Annotated in this window: 25 protein-coding genes and 1 tRNA gene; 23 read left to right on the top strand and 3 right to left on the bottom strand. The window is 43.3% G+C overall.

Annotation, left to right across the window (positions count from 1 at the left end; genetic code table 11):
• Positions 1 to 11: 11 nt before the first annotated feature.
• The 3 genes from A2X74_RS02495 to A2X74_RS02485 all read left to right on the top strand — a co-directional run bounded on the left by A2X74_RS02495 (position 12) and on the right by A2X74_RS02485 (position 3679).
• Complete coding sequence (locus A2X74_RS02495; protein ID WP_251367866.1) at positions 12 to 536, top strand: TRAP transporter small permease subunit; 525 nt, start codon at positions 12 to 14, stop codon at positions 534 to 536.
• On the top strand, positions 529 to 1854 hold the full coding sequence (locus A2X74_RS02490; protein WP_293628388.1) for a TRAP transporter large permease subunit: 1326 nt from the start codon (positions 529 to 531) through the stop codon (positions 1852 to 1854). Before A2X74_RS02495 ends, A2X74_RS02490 begins: the two co-directional genes overlap by 8 nt.
• Before the next feature lie 154 nt (positions 1855 to 2008).
• Positions 2009 to 3679: an MFS transporter gene (locus A2X74_RS02485; protein WP_293628390.1), complete on the top strand. Its 1671-nt coding sequence runs from the start codon at positions 2009 to 2011 to the stop codon at positions 3677 to 3679.
• Positions 3680 to 3739: 60 nt separating this feature from the next.
• On the opposite strand, the gene A2X74_RS02480 is transcribed toward A2X74_RS02485, so the two are convergent.
• The gene (locus A2X74_RS02480) at positions 3740 to 4351 is read right to left on the bottom strand and encodes an MOSC domain-containing protein (RefSeq protein WP_293628392.1); all 612 of its coding nucleotides are present in this window, start codon (positions 4349 to 4351) and stop codon (positions 3740 to 3742) included.
• Positions 4352 to 4397: 46 nt separating this feature from the next.
• Here A2X74_RS02480 and A2X74_RS02475 point away from each other — a divergent pair, with 46 nt between their 5' ends.
• From A2X74_RS02475 to A2X74_RS02380, 20 genes are all read left to right on the top strand, one after another.
• Positions 4398 to 4805 (top strand): hypothetical protein, encoded by a 408-nt coding sequence (locus A2X74_RS02475; RefSeq protein ID WP_293628394.1) that lies wholly within the window; start codon positions 4398 to 4400, stop codon positions 4803 to 4805.
• Positions 4806 to 4856: 51 nt separating this feature from the next.
• Positions 4857 to 5510, top strand: coding sequence for a VTT domain-containing protein (locus A2X74_RS02470; RefSeq protein ID WP_293628396.1), 654 nt, complete (start codon positions 4857 to 4859; stop codon positions 5508 to 5510).
• 39 nt (positions 5511 to 5549) lie between these two features.
• A tRNA-Met gene (locus tag A2X74_RS02465) sits at positions 5550 to 5626 on the top strand.
• A gap of 88 nt (positions 5627 to 5714) precedes the next feature.
• Positions 5715 to 7301, top strand: coding sequence for a tyrosine-type recombinase/integrase (locus tag A2X74_RS02460; RefSeq protein ID WP_293628398.1), 1587 nt, complete (start codon positions 5715 to 5717; stop codon positions 7299 to 7301).
• A gap of 225 nt (positions 7302 to 7526) precedes the next feature.
• Positions 7527 to 8012: a hypothetical protein gene (locus A2X74_RS02455; RefSeq protein ID WP_293628400.1), complete on the top strand. Its 486-nt coding sequence runs from the start codon at positions 7527 to 7529 to the stop codon at positions 8010 to 8012.
• Positions 8013 to 8111: 99 nt separating this feature from the next.
• Positions 8112 to 8504 carry a lysozyme inhibitor LprI family protein gene (locus tag A2X74_RS02450; RefSeq protein ID WP_293628402.1) on the top strand — a complete coding sequence of 131 codons (393 nt, stop codon included), beginning with the start codon at positions 8112 to 8114 and terminating at the stop codon, positions 8502 to 8504.
• Positions 8505 to 8561: 57 nt separating this feature from the next.
• Positions 8562 to 9980: a lysozyme inhibitor LprI family protein gene (locus tag A2X74_RS02445; protein WP_299764273.1), complete on the top strand. Its 1419-nt coding sequence runs from the start codon at positions 8562 to 8564 to the stop codon at positions 9978 to 9980.
• Positions 9980 to 10303, top strand: coding sequence for a hypothetical protein (locus A2X74_RS02440; RefSeq protein WP_293628406.1), 324 nt, complete (start codon positions 9980 to 9982; stop codon positions 10301 to 10303). The genes A2X74_RS02445 and A2X74_RS02440 overlap by 1 nt, the downstream gene beginning before the upstream one ends.
• A gap of 163 nt (positions 10304 to 10466) precedes the next feature.
• Positions 10467 to 10997, top strand: a complete 531-nt coding sequence (locus tag A2X74_RS02435; RefSeq protein ID WP_293628408.1) for a DUF2878 domain-containing protein — start codon at positions 10467 to 10469, stop codon at positions 10995 to 10997.
• 115 nt (positions 10998 to 11112) lie between these two features.
• A complete protein-coding gene (gene recA / locus A2X74_RS02430) occupies positions 11113 to 12201 on the top strand; it encodes a recombinase RecA (protein ID WP_215302030.1) in 1089 nt (362 codons plus the stop codon).
• 7 nt (positions 12202 to 12208) lie between these two features.
• Positions 12209 to 12745, top strand: a complete 537-nt coding sequence (locus tag A2X74_RS02425) for a RecX family transcriptional regulator (RefSeq protein WP_293628410.1) — start codon at positions 12209 to 12211, stop codon at positions 12743 to 12745.
• A gap of 169 nt (positions 12746 to 12914) precedes the next feature.
• Positions 12915 to 14084: an ADP-forming succinate--CoA ligase subunit beta gene (gene sucC / locus A2X74_RS02420; RefSeq protein ID WP_215302026.1), complete on the top strand. Its 1170-nt coding sequence runs from the start codon at positions 12915 to 12917 to the stop codon at positions 14082 to 14084.
• Positions 14085 to 14099: 15 nt separating this feature from the next.
• Complete coding sequence (sucD, locus tag A2X74_RS02415; protein WP_293628412.1) at positions 14100 to 14993, top strand: succinate--CoA ligase subunit alpha; 894 nt, start codon at positions 14100 to 14102, stop codon at positions 14991 to 14993.
• A 79-nt stretch (positions 14994 to 15072) separates the two neighbouring features.
• Positions 15073 to 15771 carry a TerC family protein gene (locus tag A2X74_RS02410; protein WP_293628414.1) on the top strand — a complete coding sequence of 233 codons (699 nt, stop codon included), beginning with the start codon at positions 15073 to 15075 and terminating at the stop codon, positions 15769 to 15771.
• A 110-nt stretch (positions 15772 to 15881) separates the two neighbouring features.
• Positions 15882 to 16397 carry a pilin gene (locus tag A2X74_RS02405; RefSeq protein WP_293628416.1) on the top strand — a complete coding sequence of 172 codons (516 nt, stop codon included), beginning with the start codon at positions 15882 to 15884 and terminating at the stop codon, positions 16395 to 16397.
• A gap of 125 nt (positions 16398 to 16522) precedes the next feature.
• On the top strand, positions 16523 to 18445 hold the full coding sequence (locus tag A2X74_RS02400; protein WP_293628418.1) for a DUF294 nucleotidyltransferase-like domain-containing protein: 1923 nt from the start codon (positions 16523 to 16525) through the stop codon (positions 18443 to 18445).
• Positions 18446 to 18447: 2 nt separating this feature from the next.
• Positions 18448 to 19098: a 3'-5' exonuclease gene (locus tag A2X74_RS02395; protein ID WP_293628420.1), complete on the top strand. Its 651-nt coding sequence runs from the start codon at positions 18448 to 18450 to the stop codon at positions 19096 to 19098.
• 241 nt (positions 19099 to 19339) lie between these two features.
• Positions 19340 to 19600, top strand: coding sequence for a DUF4212 domain-containing protein (locus tag A2X74_RS02390; RefSeq protein WP_293628422.1), 261 nt, complete (start codon positions 19340 to 19342; stop codon positions 19598 to 19600).
• 12 nt (positions 19601 to 19612) lie between these two features.
• The gene (locus tag A2X74_RS02385; protein WP_293628424.1) at positions 19613 to 21418 is read left to right on the top strand and encodes a sodium:solute symporter family protein; all 1806 of its coding nucleotides are present in this window, start codon (positions 19613 to 19615) and stop codon (positions 21416 to 21418) included.
• Positions 21419 to 21536: 118 nt separating this feature from the next.
• Positions 21537 to 21893: a hypothetical protein gene (locus A2X74_RS02380; protein ID WP_293628426.1), complete on the top strand. Its 357-nt coding sequence runs from the start codon at positions 21537 to 21539 to the stop codon at positions 21891 to 21893.
• Positions 21894 to 21916: 23 nt separating this feature from the next.
• Here A2X74_RS02380 and A2X74_RS02375 read toward each other — a convergent pair whose 3' ends face one another.
• Both A2X74_RS02375 and moaC read right to left on the bottom strand, forming a co-directional pair.
• Entirely contained in the window at positions 21917 to 22123 is a 207-nt protein-coding gene (locus tag A2X74_RS02375; protein WP_293628428.1) for a hypothetical protein, read from the bottom strand.
• A gap of 13 nt (positions 22124 to 22136) precedes the next feature.
• Positions 22137 to 22616 (bottom strand): cyclic pyranopterin monophosphate synthase MoaC, encoded by a 480-nt coding sequence (moaC, locus tag A2X74_RS02370; RefSeq protein WP_293628430.1) that lies wholly within the window; start codon positions 22614 to 22616, stop codon positions 22137 to 22139.
• Positions 22617 to 22637 lie beyond the last annotated feature (21 nt).

The following is a 22637-nucleotide window of genomic DNA, read 5'->3' as shown; positions in this document are numbered from 1 at the left end:
TAGGAATATCAGTGCATCCTTTGTTATTAAAAATCGCATTGCGTATCGAAGGCTTAATTGATTTCACTGGCAAGGCCACGTCTTACGTGGCCTTGGCCATTGTGGGATTAATAACAGTTAACGTTTTTTTACGCTACACCATGAGCATTGGTTCGGTGTGGGCACAAGAGCTTGAGTGGCATCTATTGGCGGCATTAATCTTATTCGGTATGAGTTATGCCTTGTTACGTGGGGATAATGTTCGGGTTGATTTGTTCTACGCCAATTACTCACCTAAGACAAAATATCGAGTAGACATTCTTTCAGCAGTGCTCACAATCATTGTGGCGCTGCTATTTATCTACTTGTCCTCATCATATGTTGTCCAGTCTTTCTCGATTGGAGAAATGTCGCCCGATCCAGGAGGTATTCCTTATCGCTGGATTGTGAAGGGATTAATTCCAATTGGCTTTGCTTTACTGGCTTTGCAAGGCGTCGGGGAGCTCTGTCGGGTGATTCTGAATGGCTATAGCACCAAAGGAGGTCAGCATGTTTGATATGCATGTGATGGCCATTCTGATGCTGATAGGCTTTTTCATTCTATTGATGATTGGTGTTCCAGTTGCTATTACTTTGGCGACAGTGGGGTTCGTATTTGGATTTTTAGGATTCGGAACCTCCTTGTTTAACTTATTGCCAGCAAGAGTGTTTGGCATTGTGGCGGGTTATCAATGGCTTGCAATTCCCTTGTTTATCTTTATGGGGATCATGCTGGAAAAATCCCGGCTCGCGGATGATTTGTTAGACGTGATTGGGCACATAGCTGGTGGTGTCAAGGGCGGCATGGCGGTCGGAATTATTTTGTTCGGGGCTTTGATGGGTGCTACCACCGGGATTGTTGGTGCTACTGTCATCACCTTGGGTCTGCTGACCCTGCCAACCTTAATACGACGTGGCTATAACAAGAGTATTGCCTGCGGTGCGATTTGTGCCTCTGGTACTTTGGGTCAAATTATTCCACCTAGTCTCATTTTAATTTTGCTCTCCGACATCATGCAGTTGTCGGTTGGTACTTTGTTTGCCGCTGCAGTAGGCCCTGGGTTGATTTTGGTGGTGGTTTATATAGTCTTCATTTTGATTTTAGGCTGGCTCAAACCTGATTTGATGCCGCCTATTCCTAAGGAAGAGCGCAGTCGTGTTTCTGGTAAAGAGCTATGGGTACGTTTTTGGAAAGTCGTGGTTCCACCAATTATGTTGGTAGTTGCTGTATTGGGCTCTATCGTTGGCGGTGTTGCTGCACCAACTGAAGCTGCAGCGATGGGTGCCGTCGGTTCAATTTTGGTAACTTTTTTATCTGGTCGCTTTAAGTGGGATATTTTGAAGCAAGTCGCAATAGATACCACCAAGATCAGTGCATTAATGATGTTTATTTTAATTTGTGCACAAGTCTTTGCTTTGTCCTTCAGGGGGCTTAATGGTGAGGAGCTCATCTCTGGGATGTTCGAGGTAATACCCGGCGGTATTAATAGCGATATTTGGTTCATGCTCTTGCTAATTTTTGTGCTCGGATTTTTTATTGAGTGGATTGAAATTAGTTACATTGCAGTACCATTATTTCTGCCTGTTCTCTTGGCGCAAGGTGCAGATCCTGTTTGGATTGCGATGATGATTACGGTTTGCCTACAATCATCATTCTTAACGCCGCCATTTGGTTGGGCACTTTTTTATCTCAAAGGAGTTGCCCCGCCTGAAGTAAAAATTAGGGACTTGTACATTGGTGTCTTGCCGTTCTTGTTTATGCAGGGTGTAGCATTGTTCTTAGTTTTCTACTACCCACAAATTTCACTTTGGTTGCCTAAAGCAATTGGTTGGTAGAAGAGTTGTTCATAAAAAAGAGGAGGCATTGCCTCCTCTTTTTTTTGTTCAAAATTTTTTATAACTTGATGAGGAGATACCCTAATTTGTATATTTGAAAGTAAATTTCCAAGGGATAATCTGCCCCTGAAAAAAATTATTAGGAATGTTGGAGATGTCACGATCAACTAAGGTCGCCCCCATGACTGCTGAGGAACGCAAAGTTATTTTTGCTTCGTCCTTGGGTACTGTTTTCGAATGGTATGACTTTTATTTATATGGCTCATTGGCTGCCATTATTGCTAAACAGTTTTTCTCAGGGCTAGACCAGGGTTCCGCTTTTATTTTTGCCTTGTTGGCTTTTGCTGCTGGCTTTATCGTCCGACCGTTTGGTGCTTTGGTATTTGGACGGCTCGGAGATCTGATTGGTCGTAAGTACACCTTCCTAGTCACCATTTTGTTAATGGGTGTCTCAACCTTTGTTGTTGGCATCTTGCCAAATTACGACTCGATTGGTGTTGCTGCCCCAGTCATCCTCATTGCATTGCGGATGCTACAGGGCCTGGCCTTGGGTGGTGAGTATGGCGGCGCTGCCACTTATGTTGCCGAGCATGCACCGCATGGTCGTCGCGGTGCATATACATCATGGATTCAGACGACGGCTACTTTGGGTTTGTTTTTATCTCTCCTGGTGATCTTGGGTGCTCGTGAGCTGACGGGTTCTGATTTTGAGGTTTGGGGTTGGCGTATTCCATTTGTCGTATCCATTGCATTGCTTGGCATATCGATTTGGATTCGTTTGTCCATGAATGAATCGCCTGCTTTCAAAAAAATGAAAGAGGAGGGCAAGCTATCTAAAGCGCCGCTGACCGAGTCGTTTGCCCGCTGGAAGAATTTGAAGATTGTTCTCTTGGCCTTATTTGGCTTGGTGGCTGGTCAAGCAGTGGTGTGGTACACAGGCCAGTTTTACGCTTTGTTCTACCTTACTCAGGTGCTCAAAGTAGACTCCACAACAGCTAATCTATTAATCGCTGCCGCCTTAATCATTGGTACACCGTTTTTTGTTGTTTTTGGAACCTTGTCGGACATGATTGGTCGCAAGGTCATCATCATGGGTGGACTGTTGCTCGCTGTAGTGACCTATATCCCAGGCACGCCAGTTTCTGTATTTAACGCATTAACCCACTTCGCAAATCCCGCCTTAGAAAAAGCGATGGTTGCTGCGCCAGCAACGATTACTGCTGATTTGAGTGAATGTAGTTTCCAGTTCAATCCAACTGGCACAGCTAAGTTTACGAGTTCATGTGACATTGCTAAGCAGGTTATGGCATCTTACTCTGCGAGCTACAAAACAATTTCTGGTGCAGTAGGAAGCCCCGCCATTATCAAAATTGGTGAAACTGAAATTCAGGCGTATTCAGCAAAGGGAATGACTTTAGTAGAGAGTCAGTCGAGAGATGCAGAGTTTAAAAATGCTATCCGTAATGCGCTAAATGATGCGGGCTATCCAGCGAAAGCCAACCCTGAAGAAATCAGTTATGTGCCAGTACTGTTGTTATTGGCCTATTTGGTTATTTTGGTGACCATGGTGTATGGACCTATTGCAGCAATGCTAGTTGAGATGTTCCCAACACGCATTCGCTATACATCAATGTCCTTGCCATACCATATTGGTAACGGCTGGTTTGGGGGTCTGCTGCCAACAATATCATTTGCCCTGGTGGCTCAAAACGGAAATATTTACTATGGTCTTTGGTATCCGATCATCATTGCTGCGATTACATTAGTAATTGGTACTTTGTTTATTCGCGAGACAAAAGATGTGGATATTTATGCGAACGATTAGTTAATCTTTTGCTCAATAAAAAACCCGATCAGCTTATGGTCGGGTTTTTTATTGCCAACATTAATCCCAAAGATCTTTTTGATTACCGCGCTGAAAGAGGGCTTTGTTTTGACTGGCTATCGAGGTAATTCTTTGTCCAGGAATCAGATGAATGTTGGCGCCCGCTGCAAGGATTCCTGGTTTATTAACCCGTAAGTACCAGCCACTTTTTCCGGACTGCAGCATTGCCTTGGCCGCGCCTTTGTATTTCATCTTTGCGTTGAACTTAAAACATGGCTCTCTGAGTTTTACGACAGTAAATTCAAGTTCGCCAATAGACAACTTATCCCCCACAAATACTTCATCCTCAAGAAGTCCCTCGATCGTGAAGTTCTCACCCATAGACCCAGGCTGGAGATTAACTATTTGCTTGGTTTCTCTGCTGAGTAGTTCATTCCAAAATGCATAGTGTTCGATTGGATAAACATATATCGCTTTTTCAAGACCCCCATGTACTGATAAATCGGCCTGTTCGTCACCTACAACGCCTAGTGATTTGATTTCCACTGGAGTTGCTTGGCTTAGGGTACTCACCGGCTTTTTATTAATCGCGGAAGCTACGCTTGAGTAGTTGGGGTGATTTAATTCAAACAAGGGGGTTACTTTGCCGCAGGAAATCGATAGTAGTCGCATAGGGATTCGCTGATAAGATTGAACGATCACATGAAGAAAGCAAATAATGCAACTGTATAGGATCGTAGTAGGGGTGATTCTGGGTATTTGTCTGAGCCAGCCAGCCCTCGCAAAATGGGATGAGGAGCGTGATGTCACCGTCAATGGTAAAGATGAGCTCGTGTACTACTTTAAAACTAATGAGCAGGGGCAAAAGCTAGTGCTCGATAAATATGTAAAGCGCCTCATTTTTATTCGGCCCGACCGCCTCCATAAGCGCACAATTCGCTTAATTAAGATCGATGATCAACCCATTGAAGTGATGAGTGATCCTTTCTCACGCTACCCTGAGCAAACCGCAATTACCTTTGAGAATAAGGATGAGGTGCTCAAAAAACTCTTTTTAGCAAAGAAGATTGAGGTTTTTGTTCGTTACAACCGAGATGAAGCCATCAGCACTTTTCAAATCAAGTAGCATCCTAGCTCAGACCTCACATCAGCTCACCTATTAAACCCTGGAGCCCTTTTGGACTTTTCATACCTTATCGATCTATTTCTGCATCTAGATAAAAATCTGGCATTAGTCGCTAACCAGTGGGGCGTTTGGATTTATGCCCTGCTATTCGCCATTATTTTTGTGGAAACCGGTTTAGTGGTCATGCCCTTTTTGCCTGGCGACTCTTTGTTATTCGTTGCTGGTGCGATTGCAGCAGTAGGGGGTTTAGATTTATTTGCCTTGATGGCCCTTCTCACTACAGCTGCCGTAACGGGTGATGCCCTGAATTACTCCATTGGTAGAAAAATTGGTAACCGGGTTTTTTCTTGGGAAAACTCACGTTGGTTTAATCGGAATGCGTTTGATAAGGCGCATGCTTTTTATGAGAAATATGGCCCAATCACCATTGTTCTGGGGCGTTTTATGCCATTTATTCGTACTTTTGCCCCCTTTGTAGCTGGGGTGGCTCATATGCGCTATTCCGTCTTTGTTTTCTATAACGTGATTGGCGGCATTGTTTGGGTATGCAGTCTGACCAGCCTTGGTTTCTTCATTGGCGATCACCCCTGGGTGAAGAGCAATTTCTCACTCGTGGCGCTGGCAATGATTGTCATTCCGGGCTTACCAGCCCTGTGGATTTTTATGAAAGAGGTCTTTAAAAAACTCTCTCACCGCACTAAATAAATTGATCGACTTAGTCAAATAAGCTAAAATCACAGCTTCGGCGAATTAGCTCAGCTGGTTAGAGCGACGGAATCATAATCCGCAGGTCCGGGGTTCAAATCCCTGATTCGCCACCAAATTCTTTAATAAGTCGTTTAAAATCAACGACTTATATCATTAATTTTCCATGAAATTCACTGGGTACGTTAACAAAATACGTAACCCATGTCGAATAAAAGTCCATCCTACATAACAAAAAATAGACTTGGAATCTTCTGTTTTCAGTATTCATATGCCATTAATATTGATTCAACGTGCTTTCCAAGTAAAAACAGGAAGCTTTTTAGGAAAAGTTTAAGAACGAGAGATAGGGGTGTTGCGCTTATTGCTGCACGCTACCTATGGTTGGTTGTGGAACGAATACGAAAAAAATACTTCTCCAATCCTAAGTTGTATGGTCAGGCTATGGACCTCCTGTCTCGCTATGAGGCGGCTAGCTTAGATGGTTGGGAGGCGGTCGATCACTTTTTATCAAAATTAGATGCTGATGATGATCGGTTGCTCACATTGGGGATTGAGCAACAAAAGGAGGACGCAAGCAGTGGAAATCATGAGTCTGTTAAATACGAGGAGCTCCTTGCCCACCTACAAGCGCAAATGAAATCTAAGGCTCTTGGAGGTGAAATTGATAAAGAATCTCCCATCATTGGCACTTTAGTGGCGAAATGGCTTGAGGCAAAGCAAAGAACTCTTAAGCCAGGGTCTTTAGAGTCGGCAAGAAGTCATATAGAGGTATTTTGCAAGGCTTTGATCGAGTTAAAAGGAGGTGAGTGTAGGGTTGGTGAGATCACCCCTGATTTAATGCGTCAATTCAATGATCTCCTTCAAGGACTACCTGCAAGAAGAAGTTCAAAGCAAATGGTCAATATGCCATTTCTGGAATTAAGCAGGCTAGATGGCTTAAAAATATCCTCAAAAACGTATCATTATTATGTAAATACAATCATTGATTTTTTGAATTGGTTGGAATCTCAGGGCTATATTGAAAACACAAGATTCAAATCAATCTTACAGTCATCCAAAAAGAGTGTTCCCAAGAAGTCGTCAAGTAATAGAGTTCCATTTTCTAACGAGGATTTAAGTAAGATATTTATATCTACTGAATATCTTGGCGGGAAATTTAAAAGATCATCTGATTATTGGGTTCCACTCATTGCTCTTTTTACTGGTGCAAGACTGGGTGAAATTTGTCAGTTATCTATTTCTGATATCCATGAAATTGATGGCGTTTTATGTTTTGATATTAATGAAAATGACAAATATAAAAGTATTAAGAGCAAACAAGGCTCGGCGAGAACAATACCCGTGCATAAAGTATTAATAGCCCTTGATATTAAGGGATACATTGACTACCTTAAGAAGCTAAATCAGATCAGATTATTCCCCTTGGAGAGGAGAACTGCCCTTAATAAATTTGATGCTATTCAAAAGAGAATTGCGAATAGATTTAAAACGGTGGGAATATTGAGTGATCAGGGCTCAACTAGAGTATTTCATTCTTTCAGACATACAGTTCGTACGCAACTTGTAGACCAGAACATAGAAGAGAGAACGATTGACTCGATTGTTGGCCATAGCAGTGCTGAGAGATCAATTGGAAGTAAGGTTTATACACACTCAAAACTAACAAAACAAAAATTAGTGGCTATCAATAAGCTTGCTTATCCTTTGGATTTTGAAAAAATCAAGCCTTGGAGTAGTTGCCTTTTTAAAAGGGTGGAGGCCCCATTAATCACTCTCAATAATAGTTAGTATTCACTAACTAATCAATAAAAGTATATATAATCTAAAAATAATCTTATTTATTTCATATCGTGGAATAAATTTGGGGTAAAAAATAGCTCAGTTTATATAAATACAGTTGAAGGCTAGCCATTTTTAACCTTCACTATATTAGCCGTGAGTTTTTATAGTTATTTTTTAATGTTTCTTTAGAGAAACAAACCCCTTACTTTGTCAAAAATTAATGAGAATAAGATGAGAGATAGATTATTAAGTGAATATAGTAACTTTTTTAGAGAAAAATTAAATCATTGTGAATTATTTACCATTACCGTAAGTTTTAAATGTTCATATGGATCTAAAGGTGTAACAAATGCTTGTTTGGATACGTATGATTTTAATATATTAAGAAAAATAAGAAAACAATTATGGAGAAATTATAAAAAAAATTTAGATACTATTCCATATGAGTATTTTAGGTACCATGAATATGATGAGAAAAGTATTTTTAAAAGGGATAGTATGAATACCCCAAATCATATTCATGGAATATTACCAATTGATAAAAAATATATGGGTAATTTTTGGAATTATGAGTTGAAAAGAGTAAACACTAGAATAGTGAAAGATATTAAGAGTTTGAGATATGTATCTAGTCTCTTAATAGAGCCAATGAGATCTGATGAATTGAGTAATTGGATCAATTATTGTTTAAAAAAGAAAAACATGGAGAATATATAGATTAAAAAAACCTCTTGAGGGTATTTATCATGCTCTAATAGGCTGGAAGTTGTAGAACATATAAAATTATCAGAGAAATTAATTAATAATGAGGGTTTTATGAGCAGGTTTATATTTTTATTTGTTAGCACAATTTTTTTCTTAAATTTTGCCCATGGGGCATCCTTCGATTGTAAAAAAGCCTCAACAACCGTTGAAAAAATAATTTGCAGTGATCCAGCGCTAGGAAAGCTAGATGAGGTTTTGGCGAGTAATTATTCCAATATGGGCGCTGCGGATATTGGAGACGGCGCCAGAAATGCTCTTAAGTCGACACAAAAAACTTGGATATCTCAAAGAAATAAGTGCTTAGACTCTGCGTGTTTAACGTCTTCATACGAAAAAAGAATAGATGAAATATGTGCTTATCCAGTATTGACGGGAATGCATCCTGATTGCACGGGCTCAAGTGAGTTAAGAACAGCAAAGCCCGTTGTACAACCTAAAAAATAATAAAACAAAGCGGATGCTCTTTAGGGCAGACTGTTCACGTTTGTTTGCGTAGTATAGTTGCCACGTAGTTATAAAAAATATAATTTAAATGAAAACCAAGGGCTTAAGAACTACATGATTATTTTATTAATAGGGCCATTACTGTTACTTATAAGCGCTATTTGGCTGTATTTTGATAGCCGTAAGGTTAATGGCGCCTTACTTCGTATTGATCCGAATGCAACGATCGTTGAGCCACTTCCATGGGCAATTATTACGTTTTTTTTGGGGCTGATTACATTGCCTTTGTATCTATTTAATAGGTATAAATTGATCAAGAAAATACGTGAAGCCGGCGGGGACGTATCGACTCTAAAAATCATGGGAAAAGTTCTAGCTATGAGTGGTATTGCGATACTGCTAATAGCCCTGTCTTATATTTATATGAACGCTGGCGTTAAGGGATGCGGTGACTCTGCTGTAAAAGAAACACTTGTTGGTAGATTTATCTCCGTGATGAGCGAACCTGGAATGCCTCCTGATTTGGTAATGGCTATCAAGAAAAACAGAATTAAGATGAGCATAGAGCAAGTGGTAGAAACGAAAAGAAATACTGAATCCAAGTATGTTGAGTGCGCGGGTAATATGGTAATTTCATTTCCACAAGAGGATATGGATAGGGCATCACAACAAACGTTGGCTTCAGCGATATCTGGATGGGTTGAGCCTGCATCGAATGTAATGACTGGTAGGTTTAGTTATAAGGTTTATAAACAACAAGGCTCGAACGAACAAGATTTTGTTGTCGATAATTTTAAGCCTGAGTCTAGAGATTTTGATAGAGAATTGGATGTTTATATAAATGCATACGCTCTTATATCTGCATCTGTTAAAGATATTACAGCTTCATCTAAAAACACGATGCCGTATTCTGCGGAGTACAAAGGGATTGCTATACAGAGCTGTATAAAAGTAGGTCAATCAAAGGCAGTATGTGAATGTTTAATTAATAAATTTGAACAGGTTGTTGACCAGGAGGATTTGGAAAGATTAGGATATGTGGGAGCACGACCAATGTTTAAGCTCTTCGGCGATAAAACTTACCCAGGATTTATCGCTTTTTCTCAAGAGGCTTTAAGGGTGTGCAAGGAAAACCCGACGGCTTTAATGGGCAAAGTGCAGGATGCTCCAGCACCAGTGATGCCTGTAGCGCCGCTAATGTCTCCAAAAGTAGAGATGAGCAATTCTTTTTCACCAAGTTTTGACTGTGCGAAAGCAAGCACGGGAATTGAGAAATTAATTTGCAGGGATAGGGATTTATCGAAGTTGGACGTTGATTTGAGCATTGCGTATGCTAAAGCGCGAGAAAATTCTGTAAATCCGAATAAAGTCCAATCTGAGCAAATTTATTGGATAAAGTCATCTAGAAACGCTTGCTCGGATAAGAGTTGCCTGATGACAGTCTATAAGCAGAGAATTGCAGAGGTAGGCAAATGATGGCTATTCATCTAAAGTGGCTCGTAGCAATATTTAGTTCTTTATTGGCGTGCGGTGTGTTTGCAGATCAAACTGTCACATATAAGGATAAATATGGGGCGATAGTTGGTACTTCTACGGAAACTAGAGGTGTCGTTACATACAAAGATAAATATGGAGCCCCACTTGGTACAGCCACGCAAGGCAATAATGAAGTGACATACAAAGATAAATATGGTTCACCAGTGGGTACAGCTACATTTCCCTTGGGAGTAAAGCCTAATGTAGATCAGCAATCACCACCAAAGCAGTTTTATGGAGAGCCGAGAACAAGTGGTTTTTAGTGTGTTAAAAAGGTGCGATATAGGTTACAATGTAAGGTCGTAACCCATTGTTTTTTATGGATTTATTGTTTTGGTGTCCGGTCCCTGATTCGCCACCATATCTTCAGGCCATTGCCCGGCGGCAGTGGCCTTTTTCTTGGGTGTGACTGCTTGGGCGTAAGCGATGGCTAAATTTTGGAACTTCGTGCTTTTCCAGTTGGGTTGGTTTGCGTGTGTCATTGGCGCTGCAAATCATCAGGTGTTTTGGCCTGTTGTTATCACCTTACTCTATCTGGCTATCCATGTTGCCCGCTCCAATCAGCCATCTTCAGAGATGAACCTTTTATTAAAGGCATCCATATATGGAGTAAGCGCTGACTCACTTATATCTTTATCTGGATTTTTAATCTTTGAAGATGCTTGGCCAAGCAGATATTTATCACCTATTTGGATGTGGACGCTCTGGGCTTTGGTTGCCAGCACAATCAATGGATCACTGTCTTGGTTGCGTGGAAGGCCTATTCTGGCAGCAGTATTGGGTGCAATTGCAGGCCCGATGTCTTATGAAGCGGGCATCAGAATGGGTGCTGGAGCATGGGGGCCGCAGGGACAAGTGGGCGGACTCATGCTTTTAGCAATCGTTTGGGGCGCGGCAATTCCACTGTTCTTGTATTGGGATCGCGTAAGAGTAGTCCTAGATAAAAATCAGCCATAGAGCCAAAAAAGTTTCTTGCAAATACTACTGTTTTTATATACAGTAACTTCTAAGTTGTTAAACAGTACAGAAACTTCGGGAAAAAGCCCAATACATAGCGAAAAGGAATTAAAAAATGGCCTTGGATGATAAGAAGAAATCAGCCTCATCAGAGTTTGACGGCATGAGTGGAGACAAGCAAAAGGCATTAACGGCTGCTTTGGCGCAAATTGAAAAGCAATTTGGCAAAGGCTCAATCATGAGATTGGGTGATGCAGAGATTCATCAAGATATTCAAGTGGTTTCTAGTGGGTCATTGGGCTTAGATATTGCCCTGGGTGTTGGTGGTTTAGCACGCGGTCGCGTCATTGAAATATACGGTCCTGAATCATCAGGCAAAACAACACTCACATTGCATGCAATTGCAGAAATGCAAAAGATTGGTGGCACATGCGCTTTTATCGATGCTGAACATGCTTTAGATGTTCAATATGCTTCACGCTTGGGGGTAGACGTTAATAATCTATTGATTTCACAACCCGATACTGGCGAACAAGCATTGGAAATTGCAGATGCATTGGTGCGTTCAGGTTCAATCGATTTAATCGTGATCGACTCAGTCGCAGCCTTGGTGCCAAGAGCGGAAATTGAAGGCGACATGGGTGATTCATTACCGGGTCTGCAGGCACGCTTGATGAGTCAAGCATTGCGTAAGTTGACCGGTGCAATCAAGCGCACCAACACTACAGTCATTTTCATTAACCAAATTCGAATGAAGATTGGCGTGATGTTTGGCTCCCCTGAAACCACTACTGGCGGTAATGCGCTGAAGTTTTACGCTTCTATGCGCTTAGACATTCGCCGTATCGGTAGTATTAAGAAGGGTGACGAAGTCGTCGGTAATGAGACTCGCGTCAAGGTAGTCAAGAACAAGGTTTCACCTCCGTTCCGTGAAGCCATCTTTGACATCATGTACGGCGCTGGCATCTCTAGAGAAGGTGAAATTATTGATATGGGTGTTGAAGCCGATATCGTAGAAAAATCAGGCTCTTGGTACAGCTACAACGGTGATCGCATTGGTCAAGGAAAAGATAATGTGCGCGAGTTCTTAAAAGAGAACCCAGCTATTGCACAAGATATCGAATCGAAGATTCGTGCGAAATTGGGCGTCAAGGCTGGCACAGCAGTAGTGAGCGACGTTTTGAGTGAAGAAGAGGAAGCGTAATTCTTCAATGTCAGAATTAGGTAGCACTGTTAAGAAGAGTAAAAAACAAAGCCCGAGTCTTAAAGCTCGGGCTTTGCGCCTTTTGTCTATGCGAGAGTACAGCCGCAAAGGACTGGCTGCAAAGCTTGAGGAGTCTGCAGCAAGGATGTTGAAGTTCCAGTCTTCCGAGGAGGAAGCTGAGGTGCTTGTCCCAGCAATTCCCTTGACCACGCAAATTGAAGCTGTTCTAGATGATTTTGAGGCTCGTGGTTGGTTGTCTGACCAGCGCTTTGCAGAGGCTCTAGTCAGACGCCGTAGCGAGCGCTTTGGTACTCGAAAAATACAGGATGAACTCGCTCAGGCCGGGGTAGATAGTGCAAAGACCATTGATCTGCTTAAGAATCTTAAGGAAACCGAATACCAGCGTGCCCACGAGTTGTGGTTGCGCAAGTTTGGTGCGTTGGCATCTGAGCAAAAAGAGCGGGCTCGCCAGTATCGATTTCTGGCCTCCAAGGGCTTTAGCTCTGACGTGGTCTCCAAGGTGGTCGCTGGACGCCCTGACTAGGGCAATTACGGAGCTAAAAATCCCAAGTTGATGCATTGCAGCATGATAGACTTATAAAGTTGCGTGAACCACACGCCATTTTTTGGTTTGATGAAGAAAAAAGCTAAAAAAGGTGCTGGTTTTACACATTCTTATCGCTTGCTAAAAAAGACACCGTTTCGGAGTAATTATGAAAATTCACGAGTACCAAGGCAAAGAACTTTTGCGCCAATTTAATGTGCCTGTTCCAAATGGCATTCCTGCATTCAGTGTTGATGAGGCTATTAAAGCTGCAGAAAAGCTAGGCGGCCCAGTATGGGTTGTTAAAGCTCAGATTCATGCAGGTGGTCGCGGTAAAGGTGGCGGTGTGAAATTAGCTCGCAGCATGGACGAAGTGAAAAAGTACGCTTCTGAAATTTTGGGTATGCAGTTAAAGACTCACCAAACTGGCCCAGAAGGTCAAAAAGTAAATCGCCTCTTAATTGAAGATGGCGCTGATATCAAAAAAGAGTATTACTTCAGTATCGTTACTGACCGTGGCACACAAAAGAATGTGATCATGGCGTCCAGCGAAGGCGGTATGGACATTGAAGAGGTTGCTGAATCTCACCCAGAAAAAATTATCAAAGTATTTGTTGATCCATTGATTGGGTTGACAGATGCTGATTGCGACATCATTGCTAAGGGTATCGGCGTTCCCGATGCTTCTATTCCAATGGCGCGTGATGTATTCAAGAATTTGTACAAGACCTATTGGGAAACTGATGCTTCATTGGTTGAGATCAACCCATTAATTCTTGAAGGCAACGGCAAGATCAAAGCTCTTGATGCTAAATTTAATTTTGATCCCAATGCTTTGTACCGTCATCCAGAGATCGTGGCTTACCGCGATATCGATGAAGAGGATGCAGCTGAGATTGAGGCTTCTAAATTCGACTTAGCTTACATTTCACTCGATGGCAATATCGGTTGCTTAGTGAATGGTGCTGGCTTAGCAATGGCTACGATGGACACCATTAAATTGTTTGGTGGTGAGCCAGCAAACTTCTTGGACGTTGGCGGTGGCGCAACAGCAGAGAAGGTTACTGAAGCATTCAAGATCATGCTCAAAAACAAGAGTGTTGAAGCGATTTTGGTAAATATTTTCGGTGGCATTATGCGTTGCGACGTGATCGCTGATGGCGTAGTGACAGCCTGCAAAGCGGTGAATTTGACTGTACCTTTGGTTGTTCGCATGAAGGGTACCAATGAGGAGTTGGGCAAGAAGATTCTTGCAGACTCTGGTTTGCCAATCATTAGCGCCGATTCAATGGCAGAAGCTGCTACGAAGGTAGTTGCTGCTGTTGCGAAAAACAAATAATCAAGGAACTTCAATATGTCTATTTTGGTAAATAAAAATACACGAGTGATTACTCAAGGTATTACTGGTAAGACTGGTCAGTTCCACACTGAGAAGTGCCAGGAATACGCAAACGGAAAAAACTGTTTTGTAGCGGGTGTAAATCCTAAAAAAGCGGGCGAGTCCATTTTTAACATTCCAATTTACGGAACTGTAAAAGAAGCTGCTCAGCAAACTGGCGCTACTACTTCTGTAATTTATGTTCCGCCTCCTGGCGCTGCTGCTGCGATTTGGGAAGCTGTTGAAGCTGACCTCGATTTTGTTATCTGTATTACCGAAGGCATTCCGGTCAAGGATATGTTGGAAGTACGTAACAAGATGCATGCAAAAGAAGCTGCAGGCGGTAAGAAAACTTTATTACTTGGCCCAAATTGCCCTGGAATCATTACTCCAGATGAAATCAAAATCGGCATCATGCCTGGCCATATTCATAAGAAGGGTCGCATTGGCGTTGTTAGCCGTTCCGGTACTTTGACTTATGAGGCGGTTGGTCAATTGACTGCGATTGGTCTGGGTCAGTCCACAGCGGTTGGTATCGGTGGCGACCCAATTAACGGCTTGAAGCACATTGACGTGATGCGTATGTTCAACGAAGACCCTGATACTGACGCGGTCATTATGATTGGCGAAATTGGTGGCCCTGACGAAGCAGAAGCAGCTCGCTGGTGCAAAGACAATATGAAGAAGCCGGTTGTTGGCTTTATCGCTGGTGTAACAGCGCCTCCTGGAAAACGTATGGGCCATGCTGGCGCATTGATTTCTGGTGGTGCCGATACAGCCGATGCTAAGCTAGCGGTGATGGAAGAATGTGGCTTTAAAGTAACAAGAAATCCATCAGAAATGGCAGCTTTGCTTAAAGCCATGTTGTAATTGTGTTTAAGAAAAGGATGCGTAATAGCATCCTTTTTGCAGTGCCCGTAGTTAAAACATAAAAATATAAGAGGATGACATGGAGTTTTTAACAATGTTAGATTGGTCTGTCGTTGCGCAGATCATCTTGATCGATATTCTGTTGGGCGGTGATAACGCTGTTGTAATTGCCTTAGCTTGCAGAAATCTACACCCAAATCAACGCCGTAAAGGTATTTTGTGGGGTACGGCTGGCGCGATCATCTTGCGCATTGTCTTAGTGGCCTTTGCTGTGACACTGCTGCAGATTCCGTTCTTAAAGTTTGTCGGTGGTCTGTTATTGCTATGGATCGGCTACAAATTGATGGTGGACTCTGGCGGTGAAGAAGGACATGATCTCCAAGCCCCAGATAAGCTCTTTGCTGCCATTAAAACCATCATCGTTGCTGACATCGTGATGAGTTTGGATAACGTGTTGGCAATTGCCGGTGCTGCTGGTCAAATTGATGACCAGGCACATCAGCTGGGCTACATCATCTTTGGTTTGTTGGTTTCAGTACCACTCATCATTGGCGGTAGTCGCATCGTGCTGTACCTGATTGATCGTTTCCCGATTATCGTTACCGCGGGTGCTGGCTTGCTGGGCTGGATTGCAGGCGGCATGATTATGTCTGACCCAGGTGTGATGAAGTTCTTTGGTGCTGGAGTAGAGTCATATAGCTTGGTAGCTGGTGCTATTGGTGCGATTGCAGTAATGGCTGCAGGTGAGTTGGTTAAGCGCAAACATAAGAAGGCTTAATTAGTTTTACCGAGTAGCGCGCATTAAAATCAGAACAATCTGATAGCAGTAGGCCCCTAGAAAAATGGCTCTATGTTGGATCATAGGGTGATTTAACTAGGGGTTTTTACATGCAAAATTCAGCATCGCGCAATAACTTAGCTCAATCCAAAGAGGCTGGCTTTACCTTGATCGAGGTGATGGTGGTTGTAGCCATCATTGGCATCTTGGTTGCTGTTGCCGTTCCTAAATATCAAGATTACATAGCCCGAAGTCGAGTTGTGGAGGGCTTGAATCTCGCCTCTACTGCCAAGCTTGCCGTCACAGAGGTATTTTCGAGTCGAGGCGCTGTAGCAATGGATGAGGCAACTCAGGGGGCCTTTACTTTTGCGCCAACGCGCAATGTGAAGTTCATTGAAATCGATCCTTCTGGGACCATTGTCATTGGCTATCAAGCCAATGTGGCGCCTGCAGGTAAAAACACCTTGTATCTCATTCCAACAAACGAGCCTGATGCTGTCATTCCAAGTGCAATGGATTTATCAAGACCTGAGTCCTCATCATGGTCAGGGGGTTGGTCTTGTAGAAGCCCAGATAGCAACTTATCCCCACAATTACTGCCTTCAGAGTGCCGACTCACTAAGTAAGCCTCTCTTTGCTTCGTAGAGGCAAGGTGAGAGCGTTTAGATAAGAGAATGACCCACTTATTTGATTACGATCAAATAAGTGGGTCAAATCATATAGACAGTAGCGTAATGACGCGATAAATTGAATGGTTAAAGTAAAGCGAAGAACAGAGGATGCCTTGAAGAAAACCAGCCCATCTCGCAGTTTGATTGTGAATCTGACCCAGCAGATGATGCAGGTTCTGCCATTTTCTGAAATGAAGCCAGAGCATGTGGATTTTTTCATTGAAAATTCGCAGGAAGAGTACTTTGCGCCAGACGAGGTATTTTTATCGCCGCAAAGTCCTCCGGTCAATAGATTATTTTTTATTCGTAAGGGCGGCGTTGTCTCTCGTCGTGGTCTCTCCAATGAAGCGGGTGAGGCGCATGAGTTTGAAGCGGGGGAACTCTTTCCAGTCAGCACTGCAATGGCAGGGCGATCTCCAACCGCAACCTATGCCGCTATTGGAGATTGTTTCTGTTTAAGCATTACAACTGACGTGATGCGGCGCTTGGCAGAAATGTCACCACAGTTTGCTGACTTTTTAAGTCAAAGCATTATGAAATTCTTAGAGCGTTCTTGGCAGGTATTGCAGAGAACCTATACGTCCCAAATTTTCTCAGAGCAGTCTTTAGAAACCCCTTTGGGAGATTTGCCTCGTAAAAAACCATTGTGTGTCACTCCTAATACCAGCATCAAAGAAGCGCTCACATTAATGCATGAGCGCAGAGTTGGTTCGATCCTGGTAGGTGACTCAGAAGAAGGGCTGCAGGGTATCTTGACGCGTTATGACATCTTGGGAAGAGTGACGATTCCTCAGATAGATGTGCATCTACCCATCAAAGAGGTGATGACTAAAGGCGTGAAATCGCTCACCATCCGCGATAGCGCGCAGGATGCTGCATTGATGTTTTTGCAGTTGGGGATTAGGCATATCCCGGTGATGGATGGCAGTGAAGTAGTCAACATTCTCTCTGAGAGAGATTTATTTGCGATGCAGAGACTCTCGCTAAAGCACATCAGTATGGCAATCCGCTCTGCGCCTGATTTGGCGAGCGTAGCCCTGTGCGCAAAAGATGTTCGACGTTTTGCTAAGAACCTCATTGGTCAAGGAGTTCAGGCTAAGCAGCTAACCAGATTAATTAGTGATTTGAATGATCTAGTGTGTGACAGGTTGATTGAGTTGTATGCGCACCAGCACCACATTGATATGAAAAGCTTTGCGTGGATTGCCTTGGGTTCTGAGGGCCGGTCTGAGCAAACCATTGCGACCGATCAAGACAATGCTCTGGTATTTGCAGGAGAAGCAAGCGATGCTGTGCGGGACAAGTATCTTGCATTTGCTCTAGATGTTAACCAGGCTCTAGATGTCTGTGGTTATCCATTGTGCAAGGGCAATGTGATGGCAAGCAATCCGAAGATCTGTTTAAGTGAGGCCGAGTGGAATCGCAAGTTTGCCCATTGGATTGACGAAGGTTCTGGTGAGAATTTATTGAACGCCAGTATTTACTTTGACTTTAGAAGAGTTGCCGGTAATCCCGACTTACTTCTCAAGATGAAGGAAATTATCCTGACTCATGCTCCCCGCAATCTGCGTTTCCTGAAGCAGTTGGCAGACAATTCATTACGCATGAAGGTGCCTATTACCTGGCACGGCGGCTTGGATACGATTAAGCTTGATGGTAAGCAGTGCATTGATTTGAAAAAACATGGCACTGCTATCTTGGTGGATGCTGCACGAATTTATGCTTTGGCAAACGCCATACCTGAAACCAATACCAGAGAGCGTCTCATAGCAGTAGGTCAGGCTTTAAAAGTCCCTGAGGCAGAGTACATGTCCTGGGTGACAGCATTTGAATATCTACAGATGCTACGTTTATCGATTCAGATTGATGGCCATGAAATCGATGGCAATCCAAATGCTATTGAGCTCAATAGCTTAAATAATATTGATCGACGTATTTTGAAAGAATCCCTGAGCGTCACACGAAACTTCCAGCAGCGCCTCGAGCGCGCATTTGGTCAATAAACATGAATATCGATTGGATTAAGGGTTTGTGGGGCGCGGCGCCCATGGATCCTTATCGTTGGGTTGTGTTGGATGTGGAGACTACCGGCTTAAATACCCGAAAAGCCAGCTTGATAGAAATTGCTGCAATCTGCATTCATTTGGATCCAGTGACCCAAACTATAAAAATTGACCTGGCTGATAGCTTTGAAATTGTGCTCAAGCAGCAAGCCAACAAGACATCTGATAAAGAAAATATTTTGCTGCATGGTATTGGGGTGCAGGCTCAAAAGGCGGGTATCGATCCAGCCACCGCACTACTCAAGTTTGAGGAGTGGGTTGGTAATTCTCCATTGTTTGCCTTTCATGCGGTATTTGACGAGGCCATGATTCAAAAAACCTTTAAGCAATTCTTAGGGCGAAAGCTAAAGAATGCCTGGATTGACATTGAGCCATTGGTGGCGAAGTGTCATCCTGAAGTAAAGGCTAAATATATGGATGATTGGATGCAGTTTTTAGGGATTGAGTGTGCAGTGCGTCATCAGGCTGCAGCTGATACCTTTGCCACTGCAGAAATCATGATGCAGATTTGGCCACTATTAAGACAGCATGCCAGCTCAATTGAAGACATTGAGCAACTCGAGAAGCGTCTGCGCAAATTGCCTCGTCACTAGTAAATCCCGCGCAACCCCTAAAGGGCTGGGGTTTGACTCAATTAAGTACTTGTTTTTTATAAGGAAATCAGGGGTTAATACCTAGCAATTTTTAGGGTTAATACTAGTTATTTCTTTTGCCAATACCCAGGATATTAGCGGTTAATGATGAATAGCTGCGTGTTTTGCGGTTATTGATCGGATAGGACTCTGGGGAAACCTGGAATTATGGTTATAACAAAAGCGATTCTCTGGAGGGAATATGCAACATTCTCATGACGCTCACGGCTACTGGAAAGCAACCCTGAGCTTATTGACTAAGATCCTGATTGTTTGGTTCCTAGTTTCTTTCGGCGCCGGCATTTTATTTGTTGAACAAATGAATGCGTTTTATCTTGGTGGATATCCACTTGGATTCTGGTTTGCTCAACAAGGTTCCTTAGTAATCTTTATCGCCTTAATCTGGTGGTACAAGAGCAGTATGGACAAGATTGATCGTCAGTTTGACGTTCACGAAGATTAACAGGAGATATTCATGGATTTACAAACAACTATATATATCGCTGTTGGTCTGAGCTTCGCGCTCTACATCGGCATTGCGATATGGGCCCGTGCTGGGTCTACTAGCGAGTTCTACGTTGCCGGTGGCGACGTTAACCCTGTTATGAACGGTATGGCGACAGCTGCTGACTGGATGTCTGCTGCTTCTTTCATTTCGATGGCCGGCTTGATTTCCAATATGGGCTACGGCGGCGGTCTCTTCCTGATGGGTTGGACTGGCGGCTACGTTCTCTTGGCTCTTTTGCTTGCTCCATACCTGCGTAAGTTCGGTAAGTTCACAGTACCGCAGTTCATTGGTGATCGCTTCTACTCCAAGACAGCATCTACAGTGGCGGTTTTGTGCTTGCTCGTAGCTTCTTTAACTTACATTATTGGTCAGATGACTGGTGTAGGTATCGCATTTGCCCGCTTCCTTGAAGTTTCTAAGGAAACTGGTATTTATATCGGTATGGCTATCGTGTTTGCGTACGCTGTGTTCGGTGGTATGAAAGGTATTACTTATACCCAAGTAGCCCAGTATTGCGTATTGATCGTTGCTTACATCATTCCAGCTGTTTACATCTCTTTAGCATTGACTGGTGTAGCAATTCCACAGTTCGGTTTGGGTTCTAACTTGGTTGGCACAGATGTGTCCCTGTTATCTCGCCTTGACACTGTTGTAACTGAGCTTGGATTTGGTCAGTACACAACCACAACTGCTGGTAGCAAGCTCAATATGTTTGTGTACACACTCTCATTGATGATTGGTACTGCTGGTTTGCCACACGTGATCATGCGCTTCTTTACTGTGAAAACAGTTGCTGATGCACGTTCATCTGCTGGTTGGGCATTGATCTTTATTGCTGCTTTGTACACTACTGCTCCTGCTGTTGCAGCAATGGCTAAGTACAACTTGATCGCTACAGTAAATACAGCTGTTGCAACAAACGGTGATTTATATGCTGTTGAATCAAGCATCAAAGCTGATGATCGTCCAGGATGGATGGCTCGTTGGGAAAAAACTGGCTTGTTGAAGTGGCAAGATAAAAATGGTGACGGTCGTGTTCAGTACTACAACGACAAAACCAAAAATCAAGCTGCTGCTGACAAGGCTGCTGCTGCTGGTTGGAAAGGCAACGAGTTGACAGTGAATGCTGACATCATCGTGTTGGCTAACCCTGAAATTGCGATGTTGCCAAACTGGGTTATCGGTCTGGTTGCGGCGGGTGGTTTGGCTGCGGCGCTTTCTACAGCGGCTGGTTTGTTGATGGCGATTTCTGCTGCGATTTCTCATGACTTGGTGAAGAACGTATTTATGCCAGAGATTAGTGAGAAGGGTGAGTTGATGACTGGTAAGGTTGCAATGGCGGTATCCATCGTCGTGGCAGGTTATTTGGGCCTCAATCCACCAGGCTTTGCGGCGGGTACTGTGGCGTTAGCGTTCGGTATTGCTGCTAGTTCCTTGTTCCCTGCAATCATGATGGGTATCTTCTCTAAGAAGATGAACAAAGAAGGTGCAATTGCCGGTATGCTTGCTGGTCTATTCATCACCTTGTTCTATGTGTTCGCACACAAAGGTATCTTCTTCATCAAGGGTACTGAGTATCTTGGTCTCATTGGTGGTGCGAACAGCTTCTTTGGTATCACTCCAGAAGCCTTCGGTGCAGTTGGTGCCGGTGTGAACTTTATCGTTGCCTTCATGGTAGATAAAGTGACTAAAGAGCCACCAGCACACATCCAAGCAATGGTTGAAGCTGTACGTATCCCACGTGGTTCAAAAGCAGTAGATGGCGCACACTAATTAGAGTGCATGTCATTGTCGGTACTAGTTCGCTAGTGCCGACTAATAAAAAAGGCCCCCGCAAGAGGGCCTTTTTTATTAGTCTAAAATGAATCGACTTTAATTAAAGAGGTATTCAATGGTTTTTGATATCAGTACAGCCCTGACATGGATTTTGTTTCTGGCCATGTTCCCTATTGCGTTTTACTGGTATCGCCGCGCCTGGAGGGTGCTGGTTAAGAAAGACTACTCAGAGGTAGCTCTGAAGGGCGGTAAGTCACCTAAGAATCCTCAAAAATTTGCCCTGATTGTTGGCGCTCTCAATTTGCTTGGGGGTTTAATCATGACTTACGCTATTTTTGGCGTAGTGGTTTTAGGTTTGCCTTACGAAACCTGGTCAGCAATTGCTGGTTCAACCTTGTGGATGAAGATTATTTTCGATTTTATTATTCGTCGCCATGCCCATATGGAGCCATGGGGTAGAAAGAAGAGTTAAATCAATGCCCTGACGGGCATTTTTTATTTCTTCTTCTTGTTCATGCCGTATTTGTCTTTGAAGGCTTCCCTACCGAGGATGACGTAATTCGAGATTGTGCTGAACACTAAAGCAAACACAATAGCGAAAAACAAGCTGATGTTTTCGTTGAAGTACAAAATAGTCATGGTGATGCCAACACCCAAGCTGGCAAGGATTGCAATACTGTTTTTACTGAGTTTTCCAGCCATATATCCTCCAAAATTATTCGGCAATTTTCCATTCGCCAGACTTGCCACCACTCTTCTCGAGTAGCTTCACATCCCCCATGACCATGCCACGGTCTACTGCTTTGCACATATCGTAGATTGTGAGTAGGGCAACTTGGACTGCAGTAAGGGCTTCCATTTCAACGCCTGTGGGCCCGGTGGTTTCCGCTCTCACTTGGCAGCTAATGCTACTGGTTTCTGGGTGTAGGAGAAATTCTAGGCTTACATGAGTCAAGGCCAAGGGGTGGCAAAGCGGGATCAGATCAGATGTCTTTTTAGATGCCTGAATACCTGCAATTCTGGCGATACCGAGAACGTCACCCTTTTTATGCGTTCCTTCCTCTACCATTTTGAAGGTGCTGGGTAACATCGAAATCTTGCCGCCGGCAAGGGCGATTCGGTGGGTATTGGGTTTGTCGCCCACATTAACCATATGGGCTTGGCCGGAGGCATCAAAATGAGTTAGTTTGTTCATGGAATAGGTTTTACCATATAG

Origin of the sequence: Polynucleobacter sp. GWA2_45_21 (genome assembly GCF_001830325.1) — a bacterium.
Classification (GTDB): domain Bacteria; phylum Pseudomonadota; class Gammaproteobacteria; order Burkholderiales; family Burkholderiaceae; genus Polynucleobacter.
This window is presented reverse-complemented; position numbering and strand designations above follow the sequence as displayed.

Excerpts from the sequence above, each read along its gene's own strand:
- A2X74_RS02410 (WP_293628414.1), top strand. The coding sequence starts at position 15,073 with ATGGAGTTTTTAACAATGTTAGATTGGTCTGTCGTTGCGCAGATCATC.
- A2X74_RS02440 (WP_293628406.1), top strand. The coding sequence starts at position 9,980 with ATGGCTATTCATCTAAAGTGGCTCGTAGCAATATTTAGTTCTTTATTG.
- A2X74_RS02455 (WP_293628400.1), top strand. The coding sequence starts at position 7,527 with ATGAGAGATAGATTATTAAGTGAATATAGTAACTTTTTTAGAGAAAAA.
- A2X74_RS02475 (WP_293628394.1), top strand. The coding sequence starts at position 4,398 with ATGCAACTGTATAGGATCGTAGTAGGGGTGATTCTGGGTATTTGTCTG.
- moaC (WP_293628430.1), bottom strand. The coding sequence starts at position 22,616 with ATGAACAAACTAACTCATTTTGATGCCTCCGGCCAAGCCCATATGGTT.
- A2X74_RS02425 (WP_293628410.1), top strand. The coding sequence starts at position 12,209 with ATGTCAGAATTAGGTAGCACTGTTAAGAAGAGTAAAAAACAAAGCCCG.
- A2X74_RS02450 (WP_293628402.1), top strand. The coding sequence starts at position 8,112 with ATGAGCAGGTTTATATTTTTATTTGTTAGCACAATTTTTTTCTTAAAT.
- A2X74_RS02395 (WP_293628420.1), top strand. The coding sequence starts at position 18,448 with ATGAATATCGATTGGATTAAGGGTTTGTGGGGCGCGGCGCCCATGGAT.
- A2X74_RS02390 (WP_293628422.1), top strand. The coding sequence starts at position 19,340 with ATGCAACATTCTCATGACGCTCACGGCTACTGGAAAGCAACCCTGAGC.
- A2X74_RS02405 (WP_293628416.1), top strand. The coding sequence starts at position 15,882 with ATGCAAAATTCAGCATCGCGCAATAACTTAGCTCAATCCAAAGAGGCT.
- A2X74_RS02385 (WP_293628424.1), top strand. The coding sequence starts at position 19,613 with ATGGATTTACAAACAACTATATATATCGCTGTTGGTCTGAGCTTCGCG.
- sucC (WP_215302026.1), top strand. The coding sequence starts at position 12,915 with ATGAAAATTCACGAGTACCAAGGCAAAGAACTTTTGCGCCAATTTAAT.
- A2X74_RS02400 (WP_293628418.1), top strand. The coding sequence starts at position 16,523 with ATGGTTAAAGTAAAGCGAAGAACAGAGGATGCCTTGAAGAAAACCAGC.
- A2X74_RS02480 (WP_293628392.1), bottom strand. The coding sequence starts at position 4,351 with ATGCGACTACTATCGATTTCCTGCGGCAAAGTAACCCCCTTGTTTGAA.
- A2X74_RS02485 (WP_293628390.1), top strand. The coding sequence starts at position 2,009 with ATGTCACGATCAACTAAGGTCGCCCCCATGACTGCTGAGGAACGCAAA.
- A2X74_RS02460 (WP_293628398.1), top strand. The coding sequence starts at position 5,715 with ATGTCGAATAAAAGTCCATCCTACATAACAAAAAATAGACTTGGAATC.
- A2X74_RS02375 (WP_293628428.1), bottom strand. The coding sequence starts at position 22,123 with ATGGCTGGAAAACTCAGTAAAAACAGTATTGCAATCCTTGCCAGCTTG.
- A2X74_RS02380 (WP_293628426.1), top strand. The coding sequence starts at position 21,537 with ATGGTTTTTGATATCAGTACAGCCCTGACATGGATTTTGTTTCTGGCC.
- recA (WP_215302030.1), top strand. The coding sequence starts at position 11,113 with ATGGCCTTGGATGATAAGAAGAAATCAGCCTCATCAGAGTTTGACGGC.
- A2X74_RS02435 (WP_293628408.1), top strand. The coding sequence starts at position 10,467 with ATGGCTAAATTTTGGAACTTCGTGCTTTTCCAGTTGGGTTGGTTTGCG.
- A2X74_RS02490 (WP_293628388.1), top strand. The coding sequence starts at position 529 with ATGTTTGATATGCATGTGATGGCCATTCTGATGCTGATAGGCTTTTTC.
- sucD (WP_293628412.1), top strand. The coding sequence starts at position 14,100 with ATGTCTATTTTGGTAAATAAAAATACACGAGTGATTACTCAAGGTATT.